The organism is Pseudomonas sp. BIGb0278 (assembly GCF_024809895.1).
Taxonomy (GTDB): Bacteria; Pseudomonadota; Gammaproteobacteria; order Pseudomonadales; family Pseudomonadaceae; genus Aquipseudomonas; species Aquipseudomonas shirazensis.
In genome coordinates, this window is sequence record NZ_JANUEL010000001.1 from 294,608 (window position 1) to 312,657 (window position 18,050).

The window sequence follows — 18,050 nt, forward strand, 5'->3', positions numbered from 1 at the left end:
GGGCTGCATTCATTGGCGCGCATGGTATCACTTAAGTTGTGTTTGGTCGCCTTGCTCAGGGGTCTCAAACCGCCGTATTCACGGGCTCAAAACGATCTGGCCGGGTCTGGCATAACTATCAAAAAGCCAGCATTGGCGAGTGCGTGCATAATCGAGCACTGCAACTAACGACTATTACTCAAGCGGCCATTCGGAACTTGCCAAGTGTCTGGCTGATAAATGCAGCTTGATTGACTTAGTTGCAGACGAATGCCGAACTTACTGTACGTTTGGCGGTGATTCCGATGGCGACCTGGCTGACCCTTGCAGGGCGCTGGCCAGATCATCCAGAAGCACTGCCTGCTCGCTGCGGTCCAGGTTCAGTTGTCCGGTTTGTGCATCGACCAGCTCCAGTTGCCAGTCCAGCAGGTTCAGGCAGGCTTCGACTGCCGGCAGTGCTGTGCTATGCAGGTGTCGCTGGCCGCAGGCAGGTGCGAGCAGATGGTGCAGGGCGGAGCTGTAGTGGGCGACCTCGTCAAGGCCCAGTTGCTCGGCGCGCTTGGCCAGCTTGGTGAGGGTGTCGTTGAGGCACCGGCAGGCATCTGGATCATTGTCGATCAGTTGCAGGTGTAGCAGGCACTCCTGCGCCTGGCTCAACAAGCGCTGTGCATCCCGCAGGAATTCCGGCAGCTCGGCGCCGGGCGGCACGCAGCTATCCATCCTGAGCCTCCAGCACGGTGGGCTGGAGCGGGCTGGGCAACACCGAAACGATTGCTAGCAAAAGCCTGACTCCATTCATGCAATGAGAATGGCGTCACATTAATGGCTAATGGATATCGCGAACATCAGGTTAGGCCTGATCGCGGCATAGGGGAAACCCTGAGGGGCGTTGCTGGTTACGCCGCCGTAACAGGTGTTGCTGAAAGTGTCGAAGCAGTAAAGCATGATGGTAAAATGATATCAATCGCCTGGTCTGGATTTGCTGACGAGGGTCAAGCTGCCGGTTTACCCGCCGATATAGAGCAGATGATTACATTTTCCCGATACGCGCCTGGGGGCTTCCAATGGCTGGCATTCTCGACACTGTAGACCAACGTACGCAACTGGTAGGTGAGAACCGCCTGGAAATCCTGATGTTCCGTCTGGCGGGCCGTCAGTTGTTCGCCATCAACGTGTTCAAGGTGCAGGAAGTGCTGCAGCTGCCCAAGTTGACCTTGATGCCGCAGCGTCATGCTTATGTGTGTGGGGTGGTCAACCTGCGCGGGCAGACCTTGCCGGTGATTGACCTGTCCCAGGCGATTGGCATGCGCCCGCTGCAACCAGGCCCGGACAGCACCATCATCGTCACCGAATACAACCGCTCGGTGCAGGCGTTTCTGGTCGGCGGTGTCGATCGCATCGTCAACATGAACTGGGAAGCCATCATGCCGCCGCCGACCAGTGCCGGTCGCCAGCATTATTTGACGGCGATCACCAAGGTCGAAGAACAGTTGGTCGAGATCATCGACGTCGAGAAGGTGCTGGCCGAGATCGTGCCGTACAACGCCAAGGTGTCCGGCGACAAGCTTGCCGATCCGGTACTGGCCAAGGCGCGCGGCCGCGAGATATTGCTGGTCGACGATTCCACCGTGGCCTTGGCGCAGTTGCGCGATACCTTGTCGCAACTGGGCGTAAAACTGCATGTGGCCAGCGATGGCCTGAAGGCCTTGCGCATGCTCAAGGCCTGGGCAGATGCCGGTGAAGACCTGTGTGAAAAACTGCTGATGATTTTCACCGACGCCGAAATGCCGGAAATGGACGGCTACCGCCTGACCACCGAGATCCGTAGCGATCCGCGTCTGCGTGGCCTGTACGTAGTGCTGCATACCTCGTTGTCGGGTAGCTTCAACGAGTCGATGGTGAAAAAAGTCGGCTGTGACAACTTCCTGTCCAAATTCCAGCCAGACCGTCTGGTAGAGGTGGTGCGGCAGCGCCTGATGCTTGATCACGCGCCGGCCTGATACCTGCACGCGTCCTGCTGGGTATAAGCTAGGCGTTTTTGCACTGGCATGAGGCGGGCAGGGATGTTTGTAAGTGAGTTGTATCGGTATCCGGTGAAGTCGTGTCGGGCGCAAAGCCTGCAGGCCTCGCCGGTAGGTCTGCTCGGCCTGGAAGGCGACCGCCGCTGGCTGGTGGTAGAGGAGGGCAACGGACGCTTCCTGACCCAGCGCGCCTGGCCACTGCTGAGTCAGCTCAGTGCCACGGTCGCTGCCAGTGGTGATCTGCTGCTGGAGACGCCAGGGCAGGCACCGCTGCTGGTCGCCGTGCCGGCGGACGACGAAGACTTGCGCGGTGTGACCATCTGGCGCGACACCTTGCGCGTGCCAGACGCAGGCGACGCTGCTGCGCTGTGGTTGAGCCAACTGCTCGGCAAGCCGGTGCGGCTGGTGTATTGCCCCGAGCCGCGCGCGCGTTACCTGCCCAGCGGCTATGGCTTGAACAGCGACCGTGCGGCGTTTCCGGATGGCTTTCCGTTGCTGCTGATCGGCCAGGGATCACTGGATGAGCTGAGCCGGCGAGTTGGCCGGGCGATGGAGATGCTGCGTTTCAGGCCCAATCTGGTGGTGCAGGGCAGCGCAGCGTTTGCCGAAGACGGCTGGAAACGGATCCGCATCGGTGCGCTGACTTATCGCATCCTCAAACCCAGCGTTCGTTGCATATTCACTACCCTTGACCCGCACACGGGCGAGCGCAGTGCTGACCGCGAACCGCTGGCCACCCTGAAGACATTTCGTGAGCGTGACGGCGATGTGCTGTTCGGGCAGAACCTGGCGGTGGATGGGCCGGGTGAGATTGCCGTGGGCATGCCGGTAGAAGTGCTGGAGTAAGCCGCCAGCTCAAGCCCGCTGCAGCCGATGGCAGCGGGCTTGAGCTTAGGGTGGCTCGATTACATGTCGTCGAAGTAACGCTCGTGCCAGTCCACCAGCGGCTGCGGTGAATTGAGCTTTTGCCCGTAGATCACCGAGTACGACAGCACGTTCTGCACGTACTGGCGGGTTTCATCGAACGGGATCGACTCGACCCAGACATCGAAGCTCAAGTGCTTGGCGCCTTTGAGCCACTGCCTCACGCGCCCTGGCCCGGCATTGTAGGCGGCCGATGCCAGCACCCGATTGCCGTTGAATTGACCATGTACCTGGCTCAGATAGGCGGCGCCGAGCTGGATGTTCTTGTCCGGGTTGAGTACCTGAGCCGGTGACGCCAACGGGATGCTGAACTTGCGTGCAGTCTCCTTGGCGGTGGCTGGCATCAGTTGCATCAGGCCGCTGGCGCCCACCGGCGAGCGAGCGTCTTCCATGAAGGCGCTTTCCTGGCGGGTGATGGCAAACACCCAGCTCGAGTGCAGGCCGCGGACCTTGGCTTCGCGCACCAGGGTGTCGCGGTGCGCCATCGGGAAGCGAATATCCAGGTCGTCCCAGTACTGCGCCTGGCTGATGGTGCGAATCGCCGGGAAGTACCAGCGCAGGTCGTAGGCCAGGCGGGCCTGGGCGACCATTTCGTCGCGGTTGAAGTGGCGGCTGACGTGGTACCACTCGCGGCGGCCCTCGACGATCTGGCCGCGGGCATGGAATTCCAGTGCGCGGCGCACGCCCGGGGTGTTGCGCACCTTGTTGACCAGCTGCGGGCTGAGCACCAGCGGTTTGTTGTTCAGCTGGTAGGGCGTCTGCACCCGATCTGCGGCCAGGAAGCCATAGAAGTCACGCTCACGCGCGACCGCTTTGTACAGCAACGGGATCTGCGCGTTGTTCGGCTGTGCCAGTTCCAGGCTGCGCGCCTGCCAATAGCGCCAGCGGCTGCTGGCGGCCAACTCCTGCGGCAGGCGCTTGGTCAGCTCGTAGGCATCTTCCCAGCGGCCCAGGCGCAGCAGCAGGCGCAGGCGCCATTCGCTGACGGTGTTGTCCCGCAGCTCCGGATCGTAACGGGTCATCAGGTCGATCGCGCGCGGGTCGTAGCGGCGAGCCAGGGTCAGGCCGATCTCGCGGGCGATGGCAACCTTTTCGTCGCGCGAGAAATGCATGCGCTGGGCATAGTCATCGAGCAGCGCCATGGCCCGCTCGGGGTCCTGGCGTGCCAGCCGGCGCAGGCCTAGGCTGACCACGTCGGACATTGCCTCGTTGACCGGGGTGAAACGCGACGGCTGATTGAGCAGCTCGGGCTTCTGCGCCACATCGATCAGCAATTGGCCCTGGGGGGCGAGGGTGGTCAGGGTCTTGACCAGACTGTTCGCCAATGGGTAGTTGCGCGCCTGTGCGGCCAGTTTGGCTCGCTCCCAGCGTCTGGCTTCGGTGAGCTGACCTTCGGCCGCCCACATCGCAAACAGCGTGTCACACGCAGCAGGTTGCGACTTGCCCACGTTCCACAGCTTGGCAGCGCTGGCAAAGCCTTCGGCGCGTTTGCCGGTGCTGAGCTGGTACTGCCCGTTGATGCAGTCCAGCTCGGTGAAGTTGAGCTTGGGGTCGTAGTACTTGGCGAAGGTGGCCCACTCGCCGCGCTCGGACAACCAGCGCAACCAGCGCAGTTTCATCCAGTTGGCTTGTGGCAGGTCGCCGTGTTGGGCCAGAAAACCCTCGATCTCTTCGTTGCTGGCGCTCTTCAGGCGAGCAGTGAGTTCGTCGTACGCCAGATACGGGGTCAGTGGATAGTCACTGAGGGCCTGCGAGTAGCGCAGGTAGGGACCTTTGTCGCCCTTGGCCAGGGCGCGTTTGGCTTCGTCGTAGTACTGACGCTGCTGGCTAAGGTCGATGGCCTGTGCCGCACTCGTGGTGGCGGCAGTCAGCAGCAGGCATGAAGCAATCTGTAACAGGCGGCTGCGCATGATACGTCCGGGCAGTTGAACCATGGGAAAGTGACGGCGGTGCCAGCACTGTTGTATGGCGTTAGCTTAGCCGGTTGCCGGCTACCGGCGAAAGCACTGCGGTTGTATCGGGGTGTTATCGGCGACCGGATATCGCAAAGCCTTGATACACACGCTGACTTAGTGCTGGCGAGGGTCAAGTCAGGTAGAATACGCGCCCAGTTTTTGGAGATGATCATGACCCTGCTCAAATTAAGCGATGTGTCCCTTGCATTCGGCGCGATGCCGCTGCTGGACAAGGTTTCCTGGCAGATCGCCCGAGGTGAGCGGGTGTGCATCATCGGCCGCAACGGTACCGGCAAGTCGAGCATGCTGCGCCTGATCAAGGGCGAGCAAAAGCCTGATGACGGCTCGGTCTGGCGCGCACCCGCGCTGAAAATCGGCGAGCTGCCGCAGGAACTGCCGGTGGCCGACGAGCGGACCGTGTTCGACGTGGTCGCGGCTGGCCTGGACGGCGTAGGCGAGCTGCTCGCGCAGTATCACCACCTTAGCCAGAACATCCATAACGACGAAGATCTGGACAAGCTCATGCACGTCCAGCACGAGCTCGAAGCGCGCGATGGCTGGCGTTTGCAGCAAGTGGTCGACAGCACCCTGAGCCGCTTGCAGCTACCTGCCGACAAGACCCTGGCCGAGCTCTCCGGTGGCTGGCGTCGCCGTGTGCTGTTGGCCCAGGCGCTGGTTTCCGAACCTGACCTGCTGCTGCTCGATGAGCCAACCAACCACCTGGACATCGGTGCGATTGCCTGGCTGGAAGAAGCCTTGAGCGGCTTTGGCGGCGCGGTGCTGTTCATCACCCACGACCGTTCCTTCCTGCAAAACCTGGCCAACCGCATCCTTGAACTGGACCGCGGTGGGCTGATCGACTGGAACGGCGACTACGCCAGCTTCCTGGTGCACAAGGAAGCCGCGCTGGCGGCCGAAGAGACCGCCAACGCGCTGTTCGACAAGCGCCTGGCCCAGGAAGAAGTGTGGATTCGCCAAGGCATCAAGGCCCGCCGCACCCGTAACGAAGGCCGCGTGCGTGCGCTCAAGGAGCTGCGCGTCGAGCGTGGTGAGCGCCGTGAGCGTCAGGGCAAGGCCAACATCCAGATCGACACCGCGGAAAAATCCGGGAAGCAAGTGATGCTGCTGGAGAACGTCAGCTTCTCGCACCCGAACGGGCCGATGCTGGTCAAGGACTTCTCCATGGTCCTGCAGCGTCAGGATCGGATTGGCCTGCTCGGCGCCAACGGTACCGGCAAGACCACCCTGCTCAAACTGATGCTGGGTGACTTGCAGCCGACGTCGGGCAAGGTCGAGAGCGGCACCAAGCTGGAAGTGGCCTATTTTGACCAGATGCGCCACCAACTCGATCTGGAAAAGACTGTCATCGAGAACCTCGCCGAGGGGCGCGACTTCATCGAAATCGACGGCCAGAACCGTCACGTGCTGTCCTACCTGGGCGACTTCCTGTTCAGCCCGCAGCGTGCCCGGACGCCGGTCAAAGCCTTGTCCGGAGGTGAGCGTGCGCGTCTGCTGCTGGCCAAGCTGTTCAGCAAGCCAGCCAACCTGCTGGTGTTGGACGAACCGACCAACGACCTCGATGTGGAAACCCTCGAGCTGCTCGAAGAAGTCCTGTGCAACTACAAGGGCACCGTGCTGATGGTCAGCCACGACCGGGCCTTCCTCGACAACGTGGTGACCAGCACCCTGGTGTTCGAAGGCGGCGGCAAGGTTCAGGAATACGTCGGCGGCTACGAAGACTGGATCCGTCAGGGCGGCTCGCCGAAGCTGCTGGGCGTCACCGAAAGCAAGGGTGGCAAGTCCGAACTCAACAGCGCCGTGGTCGAAAAGGCTGCCGATGTGGCCGCGCCAGTTGCTGCTGCACCGGTAGAGGCGAGCAAGAAGAAGCTCAGCTACAAGCTGCAGCGTGAGCTGGAGGCGTTGCCAGGGCAGATCGACGTGATCGAGAAAGCCATGGCCAAGCTTCAGGAAGAAGTGGCTTCGGCGAACTTCTACCAGCGCCCGATCGGCGAGACGTCCGAGGTGCTGGCCAAGCTCGAGAAGCTACAGGGCGAGCTGGATGTTCTGGTCGAGCGCTGGGCAGAGCTGGAAGGCTAAGCGGCCATCAGCCATCGCGGGGTTGCCCGCGATGGCGTCAGTGCATTTTTCAGTCTTTCTTCAGCAGGCGTACTGCCAGCACATCACACGGCGCGCCGTGCAGCACATCGTTGGCGGTGGAGCCTAGCAGCAGCGCCAGGCCGTGGCGACCGTGGCTGCCGACCACGATCAGGTCGCACTTCTGATCCTTGGCCAACTGGTGGATTTCCTGGCGCGGCTGGCCGTAGACCAGGTGCGAGTCACCCCGGTTGATATCCGGGTACTTGTTGAACAGGCGATCCATGCGTTCCTTGGCCTGGTCGAACTGCTGTTGCTGCAGCTGCGACAGGTCCATCGGTACGTCGCCGCCAAAGGCCATGGCCATCGGTTCGACGATATGCACCAGCGATACCTTGGCGCCGCTCGCCGAAGCGATTGCCTTGGCGCGCTTGATCACCGGATCGCATTCTTCGGTGAGGTCGACAGCGACCAGAAGATGTTCGTAGGACATTGGAGGTGCTCCTGACAATCGCGATAGTAGAAGTATGGTCGCTTTGTGGCGGTTTACCGTGAAACCTGGCTAACCAGCTCATTTGCAACGCTTTATGGGATCTACAGATATGACGGTATGGCTGGTGGTGTCAATCCTTGCGCTGATTCTCAGCCCACTTGCCTGGCTGCGTCCATCACGCAAACAGAGCGAGCAGATGAGCCTGCGCCTGGCCGGCAGGCGCATTGGCCTGGCCATGCAGCTGGCGCCGCAGCAGTGGCCGCACTGGCTCGAACAGCAGCCGCCGAGCCCGTGCCCGCAGTACCATCGGCCGCGGCGCAAGGGCCGGGATGACTGCTGGGCGTATTGGCAGGTCAGCCCTGGGGTGTGGTGGAACAAGTGGCGTGAGGCCTGCGAAGATCCGCGCCTGGCCAAGGCCTTGGCGGTGTTGCCGGGCAATGTCTACATGATTGAAGCCACCACGCAAATGGTTGCCCTGTACTGGGGCGAGCGCGGTGATGAATCTGTGTTGCAGAACATTGCGCAAACCCTCGAAGACCTCGCTTAACCCTTCGTAACGACATCGCGGGGCACCCCTGCCGATCCGCCACCCATGCTCAGGTGGCGGATCGGCAGGGGTGCCCCGCGATGCGTTCTGCTGCCGCAGAAAGGCCAGGCAGGCCGGGATACTTTGCTTGCGAGAGTGACTATAGCCTGCTGCGCAGTTTTTGCCGGGTGCCTGGCGCAGCTTCTGCTGCCCGCCAAGGGTTTATCGCTGGCATGAATGGCTGGCGATCACTGTCATCAAGGTTGATACCTAGTCGCGACAAAATGACCGGAAAGTCGCGTTTTCACCTCCTCAGGGAGGATTTGACAACGCCGACCTTTTCGGAGAATGTGTGCGTACCCAAATCAAACGGGCGTATGAATTGAGCGTTTGTATGTTGCGCCGTTCATGCCAATCCCGACTATCGCGCTGACGGGTGTGCCTGACCAAGCCGCTGTTGTGACAGGGTTTAGCCAGCGTCCGGCGTGTACAGTTTAGCTTCCATATCGTGGAGATCAGTTGATGATTTACGAAGGTAAAGCCATCACGGTTAAGGCTCTTGAAAGCGGCATCGTCGAACTGAAGTTCGACCTCAAGGGTGAGTCCGTCAACAAGTTCAACCGCCTGACCCTGGACGATCTGCGTCAGGCCGTGGCCGCCATCAAGAGCGACGCCTCGGTCAAGGGCGTCATCGTCAGCAGTGGCAAGGATGTGTTCATCGTCGGCGCCGACATCACCGAGTTTGTCGACAACTTCAAGCTGCCCGAGGCCGAGCTGGTCGCTGGCAACCTGGAAGCCAACCGCATCTTCAATGATTTCGAAGACCTCGGCGTACCTACTGTTGCCGCGATCAACGGCATCGCACTGGGTGGCGGCCTGGAAATGTGCCTGGCAGCTGATTACCGGGTGATGTCCAGCACCGCCAAGATCGGCCTGCCGGAGGTCAAACTGGGCATCTACCCAGGCTTTGGCGGTACCGTGCGCCTGCCGCGCCTGATCGGCTCGGACAATGCCATCGAGTGGATTGCCTCGGGCAAGGAAAACCGCGCCGAAGACGCCCTCAAGGTTGGCGTCGTTGATGCCGTGGTCACCCCAGAGCTGCTGCAGGCTGCAGCGCTGGACCTGATCAAGCGGGCCATCAGCGGTGAACTGGACTACAAGGCCAAGCGCCAGCCCAAGTTGGAAAAACTCAAGCTCAACGCCATCGAGCAGATGATGGCCTTCGAAACCGCCAAAGGTTTTGTTGCCGGCCAGGCCGGGCCGAACTACCCGGCGCCGGTCGAAGCGATCAAGACCATCCAGAAAGCCGCCAACTTCGGTCGTGACAAAGCGCTGGAAGTGGAAGCTGCCGGCTTTGCCAAACTGGCCAAGACGCCCGTCGCTGCCAGCCTGATCGGCTTGTTCCTGAATGACCAGGAGCTCAAGCGCAAGGCCAAGGCGCACGACCAGATCGCCAATGACGTGAAGCAGGCTGCCGTACTCGGCGCTGGCATCATGGGCGGTGGTATCGCCTATCAGTCGGCGGTCAAAGGCACCCCGATCCTGATGAAGGATATCCGCGAGGATGCCATCCAGCTGGGCCTGAACGAAGCCTCCAAGCTGCTCGGCAATCGTGTCGAGAAGGGTCGCCTGACCCCGGCGAAAATGGCCGAGGCGCTCAATGCGATTCGCCCGACCTTGTCCTACGGCGACTTCGCCAATGTCGACATCGTGGTCGAAGCTGTAGTCGAGAACCCCAAGGTCAAGCAAGCCGTTCTGGCCGAAGTCGAAGGTCAGGTCAAAGAGGACGCGATTCTCGCCTCCAACACCTCGACCATCTCCATCAACTTGTTGGCCAAGGCCCTCAAGCGTCCGGAGAACTTCGTCGGCATGCACTTCTTCAACCCGGTGCACATGATGCCGCTGGTGGAAGTGATCCGTGGCGAGAAGTCCAGCGAAGTGGCCGTGGCCACCACCGTTGCCTATGCCAAGAAAATGGGCAAGAACCCGATCGTGGTCAATGACTGCCCAGGCTTCTTGGTCAACCGCGTACTGTTCCCGTATTTCGGCGGCTTTGCTCGCCTGGTCAGCGCCGGTGTCGACTTCGTGCGCATCGACAAGGTCATGGAGAAATTCGGCTGGCCGATGGGTCCTGCGTACCTGATGGACGTGGTCGGCATCGACACCGGCCATCACGGTCGCGACGTCATGGCTGAAGGCTTCCCGGACCGCATGAAGGACGATCGCCGCACCGCCATCGATGCCTTGTACGAAGCCAAACGCCTGGGCCAGAAGAACGGCAAGGGCTTCTATGCCTACGAGACCGACAAACGCGGCAAGCCGAAAAAGGTTGCCGACGAGAGCGTGCTCGAAGTGCTCAAGCCGATTGTCTTCGAGCAGCGTGAAGTCAGCGACGAGGACATCATCAACTGGATGATGATCCCGCTGTGCCTGGAAACCGTCCGCTGCCTGGAAGACGGCATTGTCGAAACCGCAGCCGAGGCCGACATGGGCCTGGTCTACGGTATCGGCTTCCCTCCCTTCCGCGGTGGTGCATTGCGCTACATCGACTCGATCGGGGTTGCCGAGTTCGTCGCCCTGGCTGACCAGTACGCCGACCTGGGGCCGCTGTACCACCCCACCGCGAAGCTGCGCGAAATGGCCAAGACCGGCCAGCGTTTCTTCAACTGAGCGCCCAACGAGTTAGAGCGAGAGTATTGATATGAGCCTGAATCCAAGAGACGTGGTGATTGTCGACTTCGGTCGGACCCCGATGGGTCGTTCCAAGGGTGGCATGCACCGCAACACCCGCGCCGAAGACATGTCGGCGCACCTGATCAGCAAGTTGCTCGAGCGCAACGACAAGGTCGACCCGAAAGAAGTCGAGGACGTGATCTGGGGCTGCGTCAACCAGACCCTTGAGCAGGGCTGGAACATCGCCCGCATGGCCTCGCTGATGACCCAGATTCCGCACACCTCGGCGGCGCAGACCGTCAGCCGCCTGTGCGGCTCGTCGATGAGCGCACTGCACACAGCTGCCCAGGCGATCATGACCGGCAACGGTGACGTATTCGTCATCGGCGGTGTCGAACACATGGGTCACGTCAGCATGATGCACGGTGTCGATCCCAACCCGCACATGTCCTTGCACGCTGCCAAGGCCTCCGGGATGATGGGTCTGACTGCAGAGATGCTCGGCAAGATGCACGGCATCAGCCGCGAACAACAGGATGCTTTCGCTGTGCGTTCGCATCAGTTGGCGCACAAGGCCACGGTCGAGGGCAAGTTCAAGGACGAGATCATCCCGATGCAGGGCTATGACGAGAATGGCTTCCTCAAGGTCTTTGACTTCGATGAAACCATTCGTCCGGAAACCACCCTCGAAGGCCTGGCCTCGCTCAAGCCTGCGTTCAACCCCAAAGGTGGTACCGTCACTGCCGGTACCTCGTCGCAGATTACCGATGGCGCTTCGTGCATGATCGTCATGTCCGGTCAGCGCGCCATGGACCTGGGCATCCAGCCGCTGGCGGTGCTTCGCTCGATGGCGGTGGCCGGTGTCGACCCGGCTATCATGGGTTACGGCCCGGTGCCTTCGACGCAGAAAGCGCTCAAGCGTGCCGGCCTGAGCATGGCCGATATCGACTTCATCGAGCTCAATGAAGCCTTCGCTGCACAGGCCCTGCCGGTGCTGAAAGATTTGAAAGTGCTCGACAAGATGAATGAGAAGGTTAACCTGCACGGCGGCGCCATTGCCCTGGGTCATCCGTTTGGTTGCTCCGGTGCGCGAATTTCCGGCACCTTGCTCAACGTCATGAAGCAGAATGGCGGTACCCTCGGCGTCGCCACCATGTGTGTCGGCCTGGGCCAAGGCATCACCACTGTCTTCGAACGCGTCTGATCGCGGCGCAAGACAGCAGCCGGGGCCATGTGCCCCGGTTTTTGTTTTTTACAGGATTTATCACGAGGGTCAGCAACATGCACATACAGCCAGGCGTGTACCGGCATTACAAAGGGCCTGAGTATCGTGTGTTCGGCGCAGCCCGCCATTCTGAAAGCGAAGAGTGGATGGTGTTCTACCAATGCCTGTATGGTGATTACGGGCTGTGGGTGCGACCCTTGGCAATGTTTGTCGAATCGGTCGAAGTTGACGGCGAGCAGGTCCCGCGCTTTGCTCTGGTCACGGCCGAGGAGGGGCGTTTTGGCCCGTCCGAACAGGCCAGCGGTTAGTCGAGCGCGCTTGACCTGACCCTGTAGCCACTATATATAGCGGTGCCGCGTGCGGCACCTGACGCGATTTTTAATTTTCAGATTCAGGAATACACCGATCCATGGGCAAATCGCTGGTCATTGTGGAATCCCCGGCCAAGGCCAAGACCATCAACAAGTACCTGGGCAACCAGTACGTGGTGAAGTCGAGTATCGGCCACATCCGTGACCTTCCCACCAGCGGTTCGGCCAGCGCCAGTAAGGAGCCGGCGGCCAAACGTGGCAAGGCAGCTGCGGCTGAGGCACCGGTACTGACGCCGAAAGAAAAGGCTCGCCGCCAGTTGGTCTCGCGCATGGGTGTCGATCCGGACGCTGGCTGGAAAGCCAAGTACGAGATCTTGCCCGGCAAGGAAAAGGTCATCGAAGAGCTGCGCCGCCTGGCCAAAGATGCCGACACCATCTATCTCGCGACCGACTTGGACCGCGAAGGGGAGGCAATCGCCTGGCACCTGCGTGAAGCCATTGGTGGTGATGACACCCGCTACAAGCGCGTGGTGTTCAACGAGATCACCAAAAAGGCCATCCAGGAGGCGTTCTCGCAGCCAGGTGAGCTGGACATCAACCGGGTCAACGCCCAGCAGGCGCGGCGCTTCCTCGACCGTGTGGTGGGCTATATGGTCTCACCACTGCTGTGGTCGAAGATTGCCCGTGGCCTGTCTGCCGGCCGTGTGCAGTCGGTAGCGGTCAAGCTGGTGGTCGAGCGTGAGCGCGAGATTCGTGCGTTCAACCCGGAAGAGTACTGGGAAGTACACGCCGACCTCGGCACCGCCAAGGACGCCAAGGTCCGCTTTGAAGTAGCGCGCGAGAAGGGTGAAGCCTTCAAGCCGCTCAACGAAGCCCAGGCCATGGCTGCCCTGGATCAGCTCAAGTCGTCGAGCTACACCGTCGCCAAGCGTGAAGACCGGCCGACCAGCAGCAAGCCGTCGGCGCCGTTCATCACTTCGACCCTGCAGCAAGCGGCGAGCAATCGCCTCGGCTACGGCGTGAAGAAGACCATGATGATGGCCCAGCGTCTGTACGAAGCCGGCTACATCACCTACATGCGTACCGACTCGACCAACCTCTCGGCCGATGCCGTGGAAATGGCCCGCAGCTACATCGAGCGCGAGTTCGGCAAGCAGTACCTGCCGGAAGCGCCGATCGTCTACGGCAGCAAGGCCGGCGCACAGGAGGCGCACGAAGCGATTCGTCCGTCCGATGTGGCGACCCATCCAAGCAAGCTGACTGGCATGGAACGCGATGCCGAGCGCCTGTACGAGCTGATCTGGCGCCAGTTCCTGGCCTGCCAGATGCCACCCGCGCAGTACCTGTCGACCAGCGTCACGGTCAAGGCCGGTGACTTCGAGCTGCGCGCCAAGGGCCGCATCCTCAAGTTCGACGGTTACACCCGCGTCCTGCCGCAGCAGAGCAAGCCAGGCGAAGATGACGTGTTGCCTGACATGGGCCAGGGCGAAGTGCTCAAGTTGATCAAACTTGATCCAAGCCAGCACTTCACCAAGCCGCCGGCGCGCTTCACCGAGGCCAGCCTGGTCAAGGAAATGGAAAAACGCGGTATCGGTCGCCCGTCGACCTATGCAGCGATCATTTCCACCATCCAGGACCGCGGCTACGTCACCCTGCACAACCGCCGCTTCTACTCCGAGAAGATGGGCGACATCGTTACCGAGCGGTTGTCCGAGAGCTTCTCCGACCTGATGGACTACGGCTTCACCGCCGGCATGGAAGAGAACCTCGACGACGTCGCCCAGGGCGAACGTGACTGGAAAAACGTACTCGACGAGTTCTACGGCGATTTCAGCAAAAAGCTGCAAACCGCTGAGTCTCCCGAGAACGGCATGCGCGCCAACCAGCCGACCATGACCAACATCGCCTGTAAGGAATGTGGCCGGCCAATGATGATTCGTACCGCCTCTACCGGCGTGTTCCTCGGTTGCTCGGGTTACACCCTGCCGCCGAAAGAGCGCTGCAAGGCGACCGTCAACCTGGTCCCCGGCGACGAAATCGCCGCGGACGACGAGGGTGAGTCCGAATCGCGCGTGCTGCTCGGCAAGCACCGTTGCCCGATCTGCGCCACGGCGATGGATGCCTACCTGCTGGACGAGAAGCACAAGCTGCACATCTGCGGTAACAACCCGGATTGCGTTGGCTACGAAATCGAGCAGGGCAGCTACCGGATCAAGGGCTACGAAGGTCCGAGCCTTGAGTGCGACAAGTGCGGCAGCGAAATGCAGCTCAAGACCGGCCGTTTCGGCAAGTTCTTCGGTTGCACCAACCCGGCCTGCAAAAACACTCGCAAGCTGCTCAAGAACGGCGAAGCAGCGCCACCGAAGATGGACAAGGTGGAAATGCCTGAGCTCAAGTGCGAGAAGGTCGATGACACCTACGTGCTGCGTGACGGTGCCTCGGGCTTGTTCCTGGCGGCCAGCCAGTTCCCGAAAAACCGCGAAACTCGCGCGCCATTGGTGAAAGAAATCATCCCGCACAAGGATGAGATCGATCCCAAGTACCACTTCCTCTGTGAAGCGCCTGCCAAGGATCCAGACGGTCGCCCGACCGTGATCCGCTACAGCCGCAAGACCAAGGAGCAGTACGTGCAGTCCGAAGTTGACGGCAAGCCGACCGGTTGGAAGGCGTTCTACGACGGCAAGGCCTGGAAGGTCGAAGACAAGCGCTGATCCGGCGCCGCAGCACCTGCGCGGGGCAAGCCCGCTGTTGTGTCCTCAGGGTGAGGCGCAGCAGCAGGCTTGCCCCGCGCTGCTTTTGCGCTTGCGGCTTTTGTGCTTGCGAGAGTGCCCGGCGATAGCTGAAACTTGCTGATCGCCACGCTGCCCTCAGGAGGCCAACCGCCATGGCCCAGGAACTCTATACCCGCACCAACCAGAAACTGTTCTTCGCCGGCCTCGCGCTGGAGTCCATGGCTAAGGCTGAGCAAAGCCAGGCCATGAACGCCCAGGGGCTGGTGCAGGCTGAGCGCGAAGCGGCGCAGTTTCATCTGTACGGTGCGCTGCTTGGGTTATGTCACGAAATCGCCGGCTTCTACCGCCTGCCGCAAGCGGGCGCTGCTCGCGCTGAACAGCTACTGGACGCCGAAGTGCTGGCCGGCATGGCCATCCCGGAGTTGGCCGAGCTGATCGAACTGGCAGACAATCGGCAAACCTGGCTGGCGCAGATGTTGACCGCTTATGCAGATTTATTCCGACCACCTGTCGCGAAAAAAACCGCCAAAACTGACGTCACCCAGCCGTTGATTCAAGCCATCAACCTCGACGAGCCCGAGCAGCCTGCGCTTTCGCGGGCAGAGCTCGAGCAGTGGCGGAGCAATTTGAAAGACCTGGCCAGGCGCTTTCGTGATGCGTTGAGTGAGTGCTGAGCAGGCACTTGGCTGGTACAATGCTCGCCTTTCGTGGAGAACAGCCTTTTATGTCGACGTCCTTTCTTGAAATTGTAGAGTTGCCTGATGGCCGGATCGAGCTGCGTCGCGCCGAAGATGAAGGCTCATTGGTAACCCTGGATTTCTCCGAGGACGCCAAGGTGTTTTTGCAGGGTCAACACGTCGAAGTGGCCAAGGCCATGCTCAGCGTCGGCGTGCAAATGGCTGGCAAGCTGGTGGAAGGCGAGTTGGAGCGTGACGAAGGGCCGCGCGTTCTGCACTGAGTAGTGCCAGACCCCTACACGATCACGATGAGAGCAGGCGAAGCCTGAACATCAGCCGAGGCGGATGTTCAGGCTTTGTGCGTTTCCGACCGTGGCGGCGCGGATCAGCTGCTGACGCAGGGTGACATTGAGGCTACCCAGCCAGCTGACTACGGTATGGCTGTGGCCCATGCGCAGGGCTTCGCAGGTGAGCTGCAAGGCGCTTTTGTTGCTGCTGGGGTGCAGCAGCAGAATGCGCTCGCGGTTGAGCCCGGCATCGCGCAGCCAGGCCTGGGTCAGGCTGGTCGGCGGGGCGATCAGCGTCAGCCAGCGGGCATCCACTTCTTCGCTCAGGTCGCGCAGTACCGGCGCCAGCAGGCTTTGGCAATGTCCCGGCGCACCGCGCAGGGCCAGTTCGCTGAACCGCTCGGGGTCGCTGTTTTTTTGCCGTGCCTGGGCGCTGGCCTTGAGGCCAGGCAGCACCGGTTCGGCCAGAAACGCTTCGAATAATGGCAACTGGATTGACTGCGGTACGTGGATTGCTTGCTGCATGACGCCTCCTGGATCAGCGACGAATGACGCCGACGCTCAAGCCCTCGATCACCAAGTCCTGTTGCTTGAGGTCGACTTCGATCGGGGCAAATTCGGGGTTCTCGGCCATCAACCAGACCTTGTTGCCTTCACGCTTGAAGCGCTTGACCGTGACTTCGTCGCCAATGCGTGCGACCACGATCTGGCCATTGCGTGCTTCGCGGCAGGTATGCACGGCCAGCAGGTCGCCGTCGAAGATACCGACGTCCTTCATGCTCATGCCGTGTACGCGCAGCAAGTAGTCAGCGGGCGGGTGAAAGAAGGTCGGGTTGATGTTGCACGACTGCTCGATATGCTGTTCAGCCAGGATCGGCGCACCGGCAGCGACGCGGCCAATGATCGGCAAACCGCTCTCTTCGGCCTTGGCTTCGTGGCCAGGGATGCGGATGCCGCGGGACGCGCCCGGAGTCATCTCGATGGCGCCTTTGCGCGCCAAGGCCTTGAGGTGTTCTTCAGCGGCGTTGGGCGACTTGAAGCCCAGCTCCTGGGCGATCTCCGCGCGGGTCGGCGGATAGCCGTTGTCGTCGAGGCAGCGTTTGATGAAAGCCAGGATTTCGGCTTGGCGTGGCGTCAGTTTCAACATGGCGATCGCTCTGTCTTTTTATACAGTGACTGGGATTATATACAGTAGAAGGCTGGCTGCAAGCATCTTGCCGCAGAAGATGCTCGGGCTGACGCACGGCGTGGCCTGCAGCTCTGTACGCGAGGCTGTGTTTTAATGGCGACCGGTGAGTCAGCCAACCTTGACAGATAGAAGCCTGAAACGTATGTTTCAAACAACTGTTTGTCAGGCCCCCACCCCGGAGTAGCGAGTAGTCATGGCCCAATCGGAAACCGTTGAACGCATTCTCGATGCTGCCGAGCAGCTATTCGCGGAAAGGGGGTTCGCGGAAACCTCGTTGCGCCTGATCACCAGCAAGGCTGGCGTCAACCTCGCAGCGGTGAATTACCACTTCGGCTCGAAAAAGGCGCTGATCCAGGCGGTCTTCTCGCGCTTCCTCGGGCCGTTTTGCGCAAGCCTTGAGCGTGAACTCGAGCGCCGCCAGGGCCGGCCGGAACTCAAGCCGAGCCTTGAAGAGCTGCTGGAGATGCTCGTTGAGCAAGCGCTGGTGGTGCAGCCGCGCAGCAATAATGACCTGTCGATCTTCATGCGCCTGCTCGGCCTGGCGTTCAGCCAGAGCCAGGGCCACCTGCGCCGCTACCTTGAAGACATGTACGGCAAGGTGTTCCGCCGCTACATGCTGCTGGTCAATGATGCCGCGCCGCGTATCCCGCCGATCGAGTTGTTCTGGCGGGTGCACTTCATGCTTGGCGCGGCGGCGTTCAGCATGTCCGGGATCAAGGCCTTGCGCGCTATCGCCGAAACCGACTTTGGTATCAACACCTCGATCGAGCAGGTCATGCGCCTGATGGTGCCGTTCCTCGCAGCCGGTATGCGTGCCGACAGCGGCGTCACCGACCAGGCCATGGCTGCCGCGCAACTGCGCCCGCGCAGCAAGACCAGCCCTGCTGGCACGCCGGCCAAAGCCTGAGCCGGCACTGGCGCGTGGGCACAGGCTTCGCAGATAATTCACTGCACGACATTCCCT

Annotated in this window: 16 protein-coding genes; 11 read left to right on the forward strand and 5 right to left on the reverse strand. The window is 61.1% G+C overall.

From position 1 onward, the window contains the following. Positions 1 to 258 precede the first annotated feature (258 nt). Entirely contained in the window at positions 259 to 699 is a 441-nt protein-coding gene (locus M2396_RS01340; protein WP_259072443.1) for a histidine kinase, read from the reverse strand. A gap of 344 nt (positions 700 to 1,043) precedes the next feature. Here M2396_RS01340 and M2396_RS01345 point away from each other — a divergent pair, with 344 nt between their 5' ends. After that, a complete protein-coding gene (locus M2396_RS01345; protein ID WP_101321223.1) occupies positions 1,044 to 1,979 on the forward strand; it encodes a chemotaxis protein CheV in 936 nt (311 codons plus the stop codon). A gap of 63 nt (positions 1,980 to 2,042) precedes the next feature. After that, positions 2,043 to 2,846, forward strand: coding sequence for an MOSC domain-containing protein (locus M2396_RS01350; protein ID WP_188036425.1), 804 nt, complete (start codon positions 2,043 to 2,045; stop codon positions 2,844 to 2,846). 59 nt (positions 2,847 to 2,905) lie between these two features. Here M2396_RS01350 and M2396_RS01355 read toward each other — a convergent pair whose 3' ends face one another. Next, positions 2,906 to 4,834 (reverse strand): transglycosylase SLT domain-containing protein, encoded by a 1,929-nt coding sequence (locus tag M2396_RS01355; protein ID WP_259072445.1) that lies wholly within the window; start codon positions 4,832 to 4,834, stop codon positions 2,906 to 2,908. Positions 4,835 to 5,050: 216 nt separating this feature from the next. Between M2396_RS01355 and M2396_RS01360 the strand changes: the two genes are divergently transcribed. Beyond that, positions 5,051 to 6,976, forward strand: coding sequence for an ATP-binding cassette domain-containing protein (locus M2396_RS01360; protein ID WP_101321216.1), 1,926 nt, complete (start codon positions 5,051 to 5,053; stop codon positions 6,974 to 6,976). Positions 6,977 to 7,025: 49 nt separating this feature from the next. Here the strand turns inward: M2396_RS01360 and M2396_RS01365 are convergent, their stop codons facing one another. Further along, positions 7,026 to 7,466 (reverse strand): universal stress protein, encoded by a 441-nt coding sequence (locus M2396_RS01365; protein WP_101321214.1) that lies wholly within the window; start codon positions 7,464 to 7,466, stop codon positions 7,026 to 7,028. 109 nt (positions 7,467 to 7,575) lie between these two features. Between M2396_RS01365 and M2396_RS01370 the strand changes: the two genes are divergently transcribed. The 7 genes from M2396_RS01370 (at position 7,576) to M2396_RS01400 (ending at position 15,891) form a co-directional block, all read left to right on the forward strand. After that, positions 7,576 to 8,013: a hypothetical protein gene (locus M2396_RS01370; RefSeq protein ID WP_259072448.1), complete on the forward strand. Its 438-nt coding sequence runs from the start codon at positions 7,576 to 7,578 to the stop codon at positions 8,011 to 8,013. A 501-nt stretch (positions 8,014 to 8,514) separates the two neighbouring features. Next, positions 8,515 to 10,662: a fatty acid oxidation complex subunit alpha FadB gene (gene fadB / locus M2396_RS01375; RefSeq protein ID WP_101321210.1), complete on the forward strand. Its 2,148-nt coding sequence runs from the start codon at positions 8,515 to 8,517 to the stop codon at positions 10,660 to 10,662. A gap of 31 nt (positions 10,663 to 10,693) precedes the next feature. Next, entirely contained in the window at positions 10,694 to 11,869 is a 1,176-nt protein-coding gene (gene fadA / locus M2396_RS01380) for an acetyl-CoA C-acyltransferase FadA (protein ID WP_101321208.1), read from the forward strand. Between the two features lie 77 nt (positions 11,870 to 11,946). Beyond that, a complete protein-coding gene (locus tag M2396_RS01385) occupies positions 11,947 to 12,198 on the forward strand; it encodes a DUF1653 domain-containing protein (RefSeq protein WP_101321206.1) in 252 nt (83 codons plus the stop codon). A gap of 101 nt (positions 12,199 to 12,299) precedes the next feature. Continuing rightward, positions 12,300 to 14,912 (forward strand): type I DNA topoisomerase, encoded by a 2,613-nt coding sequence (topA, locus tag M2396_RS01390; RefSeq protein WP_150570742.1) that lies wholly within the window; start codon positions 12,300 to 12,302, stop codon positions 14,910 to 14,912. A 173-nt stretch (positions 14,913 to 15,085) separates the two neighbouring features. Then, positions 15,086 to 15,607 (forward strand): DUF6586 family protein, encoded by a 522-nt coding sequence (locus M2396_RS01395; RefSeq protein ID WP_101321202.1) that lies wholly within the window; start codon positions 15,086 to 15,088, stop codon positions 15,605 to 15,607. Positions 15,608 to 15,657: 50 nt separating this feature from the next. After that, positions 15,658 to 15,891, forward strand: a complete 234-nt coding sequence (locus M2396_RS01400) for a hypothetical protein (protein WP_101321200.1) — start codon at positions 15,658 to 15,660, stop codon at positions 15,889 to 15,891. A 51-nt stretch (positions 15,892 to 15,942) separates the two neighbouring features. On the opposite strand, the gene sulA is transcribed toward M2396_RS01400, so the two are convergent. After that, positions 15,943 to 16,422, reverse strand: a complete 480-nt coding sequence (gene sulA / locus M2396_RS01405; protein WP_101321197.1) for an SOS-induced cell division inhibitor SulA — start codon at positions 16,420 to 16,422, stop codon at positions 15,943 to 15,945. A gap of 13 nt (positions 16,423 to 16,435) precedes the next feature. After that, positions 16,436 to 17,044 carry a transcriptional repressor LexA gene (lexA, locus tag M2396_RS01410; RefSeq protein WP_101321195.1) on the reverse strand — a complete coding sequence of 203 codons (609 nt, stop codon included), beginning with the start codon at positions 17,042 to 17,044 and terminating at the stop codon, positions 16,436 to 16,438. Between the two features lie 235 nt (positions 17,045 to 17,279). Here lexA and M2396_RS01415 point away from each other — a divergent pair, with 235 nt between their 5' ends. Next, positions 17,280 to 17,993, forward strand: a complete 714-nt coding sequence (locus M2396_RS01415; RefSeq protein ID WP_101321193.1) for a TetR/AcrR family transcriptional regulator — start codon at positions 17,280 to 17,282, stop codon at positions 17,991 to 17,993. Positions 17,994 to 18,050: the final 57 nt, after the last annotated feature.